The organism is Schnuerera sp., from assembly GCF_035459645.1.
Lineage (GTDB): Bacteria > Bacillota > Clostridia > Tissierellales > Tepidimicrobiaceae > Schnuerera.
In genome coordinates, this window is record NZ_DATHXO010000022.1 from 1 (window position 1) to 9,057 (window position 9,057).

The window sequence follows — 9,057 nt, forward strand, 5'->3', positions numbered from 1 at the left end:
AGGCAGAAAAAATAAAATTCTTTATAAAAATATATCCAGCATTGGGAAAATAGATTTTGTACTAGGAAAAGCTTATTTTGGGGTAAAAATAAATGGGGTTAAGCCAAAAATAACCAAAGACCATTCTATAAATATAATAGATGGAAGACATCCAAAAGTAGAAGAATCCTTAAATAAAAATAAATTAAAATATACTCCCATAACTTTAGAACTTAAAGAAGGAGTTACTTGTATTACAGGAGCAAATATGGGAGGTAAAACCGTTAGTTTAAAATTAGTTGGCTTATTAACTGCAATGGCACAACATGGCTTATTAGTTCCAGCTAAGGAGATGACTTTAGGTTTAAATAATTTCATAAAAGCTTCCATAGGAGATCTTCAATCAACAGATAAAGGGTTAAGCACCTTTGGAGGAGAAATCAAACTTATTCAAGAAGCTATAGAAATAGCAGATAATAAGGGTCTAATATTGATAGACGAACTAGCCAATGGTACTAATCCGGAAGAAGGCTATGCCATATCAAAAGCAGTAGTTGAGTTTTTATTAGATAAAAATTCAATAACTATGCTTACTACCCATTATGATAATATTGGGAATATGGATAAAGTAGTCCATCTACAAGTAATAGGCCTTTCTAATATGGAATTAGAAGAATTAAAATCAAAATTAAAAAATCTGGACGAACAAAAAACTAATATAATAAATAAATTCATGGACTATCGTCTAAGAACTGTGGACAAAACCAAAACAGTCCCCAAGGACGCCCTAAATATAGCTAGAATAATGGGCCTAGACCCTGAAATAATTGAAAAAGCAGTTAAATTAATTGACAATTAGGGCACTTGTATTCCTCATAAAAGACGAAAAGAGATCCTTCGAGGGTAATCTAATACTGCTAGCCTCAGTTTGACAGAGCCGCAGTGTCATTCAGAGGCAAAGCCGAAGAATCTAAGGCTCATATTCTCAGGATGACAGAAGCGCAGTGTCATTCAGAGGCAAAGCTGAAGAATCTAAGGCTCATATTTCTAGTATGACAGGGGCACAATGTCATTCTAAGGCAAAGCCTAAGAATCTAAGGCTCATATTTTCAGGATGACAGAGGCGCAGTGTCATTCTAAAACAAAGCCTAAGAATCTAAGGCTCATATTCTCAGTATGACAGGGGCGCAGTGTCATTCTGAGGCAAAGCCGAAGAATCTCAGCCCTAAAAGCTAGACCCTATCCACTATCAACTGAAAAAAGGAGTGTGATGTATTTGAGCAAATTAAATCTTGATCAAAAATTAATCCATAGTTCAAGAAATGCAGCTAAATTAATTGCTGATGACGTACAAAAATTTATAGATGAACATACCACTACTTCCACAGAAAGAACCATTGCTCGATTATTGGGAGTGGATGGTGTGGATGAAATAGACAAACCTCTACCAAATGTATTAGTAGACAATATAAAAGAAGGTGGGGGACTGGAAAGAGGAATAGCCTATTGGTTGGGTAATGCTATAATTCAAACGAAGGATAGTCCCCAGGAAATAGCAGAAAAAGTAGCTAGAGGAGAATTGGATATTACTCGTTTACCAGCAGCTAATGAAGTAACTATTAAAGAAACTATATATAAAATAGCTGAGGAAAAGGTAGAAAAGATAAAAAATAATAGACAAAAAAGAGAAGAACTAATTGATACTTTAGGAGAAGGAAAAAAACCATATTTATATGTAATAGTAGCAACAGGAAATATATATGAAGACATAGAACAAGCTAAATCAGCAGCACGTCAAGGCGCTGATGTAATTGCAGTTATAAGAACTACAGGCCAGAGTCTATTAGATTATGTACCCTATGGACCAACAACTGAAGGCTTTGGGGGAACCTATGCAACTCAAGAAAACTTTAAATTGATGAGAAAAGCCTTAGACCAAGTAGGAGAAGAAGTAGGCCGCTATATAAGGCTTTGTAATTATTGTTCTGGATTATGTATGCCAGAAATAGCTGCCATGGGTGCATTGGAAAGATTAGATATGATGTTAAACGATGCCCTTTATGGAATTTTATTTAGAGATATTAATATGCAAAGGACTTTAATAGATCAATATTTTTCCAGAGTAATCAATGGTTATGCAGGCATAATTATAAATACAGGTGAGGACAACTATCTTACAACAGATGATGCAGTAGAGGCTGCCCATACCGTATTGGCTTCTCAATTTATAAATGAACAATTTGCATTAAAAGCAGGTATTCCAGAAGAACAGATGGGTCTTGGTCATGCATTTGAAATGGATCCAGAATTGGAAAATGGTTTCTTGTATGAATTAGCTCAAGCTCAAATGGCTAGGGAGATATTTCCCAATGCACCACTAAAATATATGCCTCCAACTAAGTATATGACAGGAAATATTTTCAAAGGACATATACAAGATGCTTTATTTAATCTAGTGGCCATTATGACTAACCAAGGAATACAACTACTTGGAATGTTAACAGAAGCTATCCATACTCCTCATTTACATGATAGATATTTATCCATAGAAAATGCAAAGTATATATTCAACAATGTAAAGGATTTAGGCAATGAAATTAGCTTCAAAGACGGTGGTATAATCCAAAGTAGAGCTCATACTGTTTTAAAAAATGCAGAAGAATTACTAAATGAAATAGCAGAAAAAGGTTTGCTTTCAACCATAGAACAAGGAAGATTTGGAGGAGTTAAAAGACAGAGAACAGGTGGTAAAGGATTAGAGGGAGTAGCTAAAAAGGATTCAGGATATTTTAATCCATTTATTCAACTGATGGTTGGAGGTGGAAAATAATGGTAGATTTAACAAGAATAAAACCTTATGGTGATACATTAAACGACGGAATGGTACAACTTAGCTTTACTTTACCAGTACCCTATGGAGACGAGGCCAATGAAGCAGCCCGTCAATTAGCAAAAAAAATGGGTCTTGAGGAGCCTTCTGTAGTATATTCTAAGGATTTAGTAGGATATACCTATTTCATACTCTATGGTAAATCAGTCCATACAGTAGATTATACTAAAATAGAAGTGCCAAAAGTAGATTTAGACATAATGAGCAAAGAAGAAGTAGAGGAATATATAAAAGATAATATTAAAAGAGATATTGTAATAGTAGGAGCCTGTACTGGAACCGATGCTCATACTGTGGGAATAGATGCTATCATGAATATGAAAGGCTATGCAGGCCATTTTGGTCTAGAAAGATACGAAGGAATAGAAGCATATAATTTAGGCAGTCAAGTTTTGAATGAAGAACTAGTAGCTAAGGCCATAGAATTAAATGCAGATGCCATTTTAGTATCTCAAGTAGTAACCCAAAAAGATGTTCATATACCAAATTTAACTGAACTAGTAGAATTATTAGAAGCAGAAGGAATAAGGGACAAAGTAATTTTAACCTGTGGTGGCCCAAGAATTTCCCATGAATTAGCCAAAGAACTAGGCTATGATGCAGGATTTGGAACAGGAACTTTTGCTGAAGATGTGGCTAGTTTCATAGTAACAGAAATGGTAAATAGGAATATGGTGTAAAATTAAAATTTAATTTTATAAAATAGCAACCGAGCAATAGATATGCTCTGGTTGCTATTTTAATTTATCGATTTAAAGCTATAGTGTTTTGGTGATTTAATGTAATAAAATATAAAATTTGAATTAATTTGACAATTGAGAATAAAAAAACTATAATTAAAGTATATATAAAAATAAAAAAAGAAAGGAGAGTTACCAAGTGGAAAAACAAATGCAAGAATTTAAACCTTATATTTCAGCGGATAAAGTAATGCCTGAATTTACTTTAACAGCAATTATTATTGGCATTCTTATGGCTATAGTATTTGGTGCTGCTAACGCTTATATTGGTCTTAGAGTTGGTATGACCATCAGTGCATCTATACCAGCAGCGGTAATTTCTATGGGCATTATCCGTGGAATAATGAAAAGGGAATCTATCCTAGAGAACAATATGGTGCAAACCATAGGTTCAGCTGGAGAATCCTTAGCAGCAGGAGCAATCTTTACTTTACCAGCTTTATTTATCTGGTCCCAAGAACTTGGCATGGCAGAGCCTAGTTTAATAAGGATTATTATTATCGCATTAGCAGGAGGAATTCTAGGAGCGTTTTTCATGCTTCCTCTTAGAAAAGCATTAATCGTAAACGAACATGGAGTACTTCCTTATCCTGAAGGAACTGCTTGTGCAGAAGTATTAATAGCAGGAGAAACAGGAGGTTCAAAAGCTGAAACTGTATTTAAAGGTTTAGGAATAGGTTCAGCATTTAAATTTATTACTGATGGTATTAAATTATTCCCTTCAGAAATAGAGTGGGCATTGCCAGGATACAAAGGTGCAGCAATAGGTATGGATACGCTACCAGCTCTATTAGGAGTAGGTTTCATAGTAGGTCCACAAATATCTTCTTATATGTTATCAGGAGCTGTGCTTGGTTGGTTAGTTCTTATACCATTGATTACTCATTTAGGACAATTTATACCAGATATAATTTATCCGGCTTCCGACCCATTAATGCAATTAGGTTATTGGGAAATATGGGACAACTATATTAGATATATTGGTGCAGGGGCAGTTGCCTTTGGTGGTATCCTAAGCTTAGTTAAATCCCTACCTTTGATTGTTAGAACCTTTAAAGAAGCTATGGGAGGATTAAAAAGTACTACAGGTACATCTTCAACTCTTAGAACAGATGAAGATATGTCAGTTAAAATAGCATTGATTGGAATTTTAGTTATAGTTGTATTCATTGGGGCAACATCATTTATTCCTGTTGGAATCCCAGGAGCATTGATAATAGCAATATTTGGATTCTTCTTTGCAACAGTATCTGCAAGACTTGTAGGTTTAGTAGGTAGTAGTAATAACCCAGTATCAGGAATGACCATAGCTACATTGTTAATTACTGCTATAATATTCAAGTCTATAGGTTTTGATGGTGAAGATGGTATGATTGGTGCTTTAGCTGTAGGTTCAGTAATCTGTATCATAGCAGCTATGGCAGGGGATATGTCCCAAGACTTGAAAACTGGTTTCTTAGTTGGAGCAACACCTAGAAAACAACAATATGGTGAATTGATAGGTGCAGTAGCTTCAGCTTTAGCAATAGGTTTTGTACTTTTACTACTGAATAAAGCTTGGGGATTTGGTTCATCAGAATTACCAGCACCACAAGCAACCTTAATGAAATTAGTTATTGAAGGAGTAATGAGTGGAAACTTACCTTGGGCTCTAATCTTTACAGGAATAGGTATAGGTGTAGTTGTAGAGCTACTAGGTATACAGATATTGCCTTTTGCAGTAGGATTATATCTACCAATCCATTTAAGTACGCCAATTATGGTTGGTGGAATTATTAGAGGAATACTTGAAAAGAGAAAAGAAGACCAAGATATTCTTAAACAAAGGATTGATGGTGGAGTATTATTCTCCTCTGGTCTTATAGCAGGAGAAGGTTTAATAGGAATACTATTAGCTATATTGGCTATAATACCAATAGGAGATACAACTGTAGCAGGAAAAATTGCCTTTGGAAACAATGTATTAGGGCAATGGGGTTCTTTAGTATTCTTTGCAGGATTAGCATATCTATTAATAAAGAAATCCTTCTATGCTAAGATAGAAAAATAATAGGGGAGAAATATGTTTAATAAAAAGAAAAAAGAAGAAAACTATCTAGACTATATACCAAAAAAATCCGATAAAATCCATTGGGAAGAAAAGGAAGATGGATTAGTTCAAATAATATTATATAGGGATTCATTATTTGAAAAGATAGTTAGAAAACTATTTTTCACCCCAGACAAATATAGAATAGATTTGGATAATATGGGTTCTTTCATATGGAAGGAAATAGATGGACAAAAAACTATCTATCAAATATCTCAATTAGTAAAAGATGAATTCAAAGAAGAAGCAGAACCTTTATACGAGAGACTTATCCAATATATGAATATATTAAAAAACAACAAATTTATAGAATTATTATAAAATCAACCTCTTAATCTAGTTCTTTTTGAGAACAGATTAGGAGGTTTTTTATATTTTAACATTTATATGCTCAAAAAAGATTAAAGATTGTAGAAATAAGGAATATATAGTATAATAGACCTATAAGGCACAGTACTAAAGTACTAATTTTACTAAAGTGAAGGGGGTAATTGTATGTCAGTAAAATTAGATTTTGATACTAGTAAATGGATTAAAAGCCAGTCTAATACTACTGAATGCAAAATTAAAAGAAAGCAAAAGCAAATTATTGAGCTATTAGACTATGATATATGTATATCTTTTCTCTTTAATGATTCTAGAAATATAGCTTTTGTAAGAGGGATAAGCACTAAGAAAAAAGAATTCAATGAAAATATGATTCCCCATACGTTATTTTTGAATAAAAGACAATACGACTCTATAAATGAACTAATAGATAAAAAAGATATAGTAGAAAATCATTACCATGGACGGTTACCTCTTCTATTAGAAAATATCAATTCGGAAGTTTTCATTCCTATATTTAAATACGATAATGTTGAAGATTTATCTATGAAATTAATAGGCTATCTTTATTTAGGGTCAACTACATATAAAGAATTTCCTTACAGCTTTTTTTCAGAAGATAAGGATATAAATGAGAAAATTTCAGATATTTCTAAATTACTTACATTATGCTTAGCAAGAATGGAACAGATATCGGATGCTATTAATTTAATGGAGATTTTTATAGATATTTTAGGACATAAGGATCCATATTTGTCGAACCATAGTTATAATGTAGCTAATTGGTGTAAAGAAATTGGAATGGAACTAGGATTTTCTAAAGATGAATTAAATGAATTGACATTTGCAGGTCTATTGCACGATATAGGAAAATCTATGATAGATTCTAAATTGCTAAGTAAAGCAGCTGAATTGACTGAAGAAGAATACCAAATAGTCAAAAGACATTCGTTATATAGTGAAAAAATAGTCAAAAATATATTAGGTCATATAGAGGGATTAGAGGATATTCCTGAAATAGTCAAATATCATCATGAAAGATATGATGGAAAAGGATATCCTATAGGATTAAAAAAAGAAGAAGTACCTTTGAAAAGTTATATAATTGGCATATCTGATGCTATAGATGCTATGTTAACCGATAGACCTTATAGTAAAGCCAAACCAATAAATGCAGTTATTAGAGAATTATATAGAAACAAAGGGAAACAGTTTCATCCTCAATTAGTAGAAATAATGGTGGAAAGACTGACTAAAGCCCAGAAACAATTAGATGAATCTCATTTAAATACTATTGGACTAAGCTCTTTAATCGTTAATCAAGAAGAAGAAATTATAATTGTTGAAGGCAGTTTAGTTAATATGAATAACTATTATATCTTTAAACCTACAAAAGAATCAACACTAGAAAAAATCGAATTATCTAAAATAACTGATGTGGAAATGGTAATGAAGAATTTAAACAATCTTAGCTATTACGAAGTAAAGCTGGAGGATTTAATAGACAATATTTTCTATATCTCATCTATTAAATTAATACCATCTCCTAATACATTTAATCTCCTTTGGAATTTAGAAGGCGTATTAAACTGGCCTGATGACAATAGAAAAACACCAATAGAGATTACAAGAATAGGTGGAGATGCATTATCCTTTTGCTTACATAATAATATAGCAAAGGATATGCCTTATGGGAAACCTTTAAAAATAAAGGTAATATTTGAAGAATTTGATCTTGATATTACAGGAAGTATAGTAAAAAGTTATAATTTCGGCCCTTATAAATACTTTGATTTCCATTATACCAATATCCCAGACACCAAAAGGGATGCCATATACAGACAATTATTTAAGAAACAAATTGAACTGAGAAGAACCGTATCGAAATATAAAGTTGATTAGAATAAGTTCTCTTTTTGGTGCCTGGCACCAAAAAGAGAACTTATTCTTTACCTATTCTTTTCATAAGCTCTTACTATAGTAGGAATAAGTAGAATTTGAATAATTATTCCAGGGATAGCTGTGATAGTCATTCCCTTTATATAAGGACCTAAAGGAGGCATTGGTAGAGCAAAAAATGTTCCCAAAATTAATATTACCAAAGCTGCACTTATTCTACCGATTATCATACTAAAAATTAAAGAAGGCGTTAAGGTCATTTTGATTTTCCTGTAAAGATAACCAGATATAAGACCATAAACTGCTAATTCTACCAACATAATCCATACAATAGGCACTGGAGGCATTCCAGTTAAAAAATGATTAAGTATAGGGGATATAATTCCTACAATCAATCCTAATGAAGAACCTAATATTAGTCCAGAAATCAATACCGGTATATGCATAGGAAGAAAAATAGCTCCATTAATCCCTGATATATGTACTATAGTAGGAAGTATAATACCAATAGCTATTAATACTGCAGCAGTAACTAAATCCTTTGTTTTGAATCTCATAGAGTATCTCCTTTCTTTTAAAGCTTAGGCCAGGCTCTATCCCATGCTTTTATCGTAATATAATATTAAGACTGACCTATTTTTAAGATAATCTTATATATTATACAACCATTTTAGCATATTTCCAACATTTTACCTATGAATTTTTCAAAAACTTGCAAGGAAATCTATATTGGTGTAAATTAATATTATATCAAAATATTTATCTAATTGGAGGAGTAAAAATGTTATTCGCAGTACTATTAATATGGAAAATTTTATTATTCATGGATATAACAAATATAAAATACAATGAGTCTGTAATTATATTAACTAGTATACTCATAACCTCATTATTATTTTCTATTATATACTTAAGCAAATTAAAGAATAAAAGAACTTTAGGATTTTCATTATATATTATAATATCTTCTATTATGTTTGTAGATGTTATGTATTATAGTTATTTTAATTCTTTACCATCTATAAGTATGATAAAACAGTTTAATCAATTAGGAGCTGTAGGGGATAGTATTAAAACATTGCTAAATCCAAGAAATCTAATGTTTATATTGGATATACCTTTTCATTTTATAT

The 9,057-nt window shown here is 32.0% G+C and carries 8 protein-coding genes; 7 read left to right on the forward strand and 1 reads right to left on the reverse strand.

What is annotated here, in order from left to right; all coding sequences use genetic code 11:
* The 6 genes from kamC to VK998_RS00570 all read left to right on the forward strand — a co-directional run.
* On the forward strand, positions 1-838 hold an 838-nt coding region (gene kamC / locus VK998_RS00545; RefSeq protein ID WP_414713532.1), incomplete at its 5' end, for a lysine 5,6-aminomutase reactivase ATPase KamC.
* A 411-nt stretch (positions 839-1,249) separates the two neighbouring features.
* The gene (kamD, locus tag VK998_RS00550) at positions 1,250-2,809 is read left to right on the forward strand and encodes a lysine 5,6-aminomutase subunit alpha (RefSeq protein ID WP_325224299.1); all 1,560 of its coding nucleotides are present in this window, start codon (positions 1,250-1,252) and stop codon (positions 2,807-2,809) included.
* Positions 2,809-3,549, forward strand: a complete 741-nt coding sequence (kamE, locus tag VK998_RS00555) for a lysine 5,6-aminomutase subunit beta (protein WP_325224301.1) — start codon at positions 2,809-2,811, stop codon at positions 3,547-3,549. The genes kamD and kamE overlap by 1 nt, the downstream gene beginning before the upstream one ends.
* Before the next feature lie 211 nt (positions 3,550-3,760).
* Positions 3,761-5,659, forward strand: a complete 1,899-nt coding sequence (locus VK998_RS00560) for an OPT family oligopeptide transporter (RefSeq protein ID WP_325224313.1) — start codon at positions 3,761-3,763, stop codon at positions 5,657-5,659.
* 12 nt (positions 5,660-5,671) lie between these two features.
* A complete protein-coding gene (locus VK998_RS00565) occupies positions 5,672-6,019 on the forward strand; it encodes a PqqD family protein (protein WP_325224304.1) in 348 nt (115 codons plus the stop codon).
* Positions 6,020-6,193: 174 nt separating this feature from the next.
* Positions 6,194-7,927: an HD-GYP domain-containing protein gene (locus VK998_RS00570; RefSeq protein ID WP_325224307.1), complete on the forward strand. Its 1,734-nt coding sequence runs from the start codon at positions 6,194-6,196 to the stop codon at positions 7,925-7,927.
* Positions 7,928-7,974: 47 nt separating this feature from the next.
* Here VK998_RS00570 and VK998_RS00575 read toward each other — a convergent pair whose 3' ends face one another.
* Complete coding sequence (locus VK998_RS00575) at positions 7,975-8,481, reverse strand: ECF transporter S component (protein ID WP_325224309.1); 507 nt, start codon at positions 8,479-8,481, stop codon at positions 7,975-7,977.
* A 224-nt stretch (positions 8,482-8,705) separates the two neighbouring features.
* On the opposite strand from VK998_RS00575, the gene VK998_RS00580 reads away from it, so the two are divergent.
* Positions 8,706-9,057: hypothetical protein (locus tag VK998_RS00580; protein ID WP_325224312.1), on the forward strand; the 352-nt coding region annotated here is incomplete at its 3' end.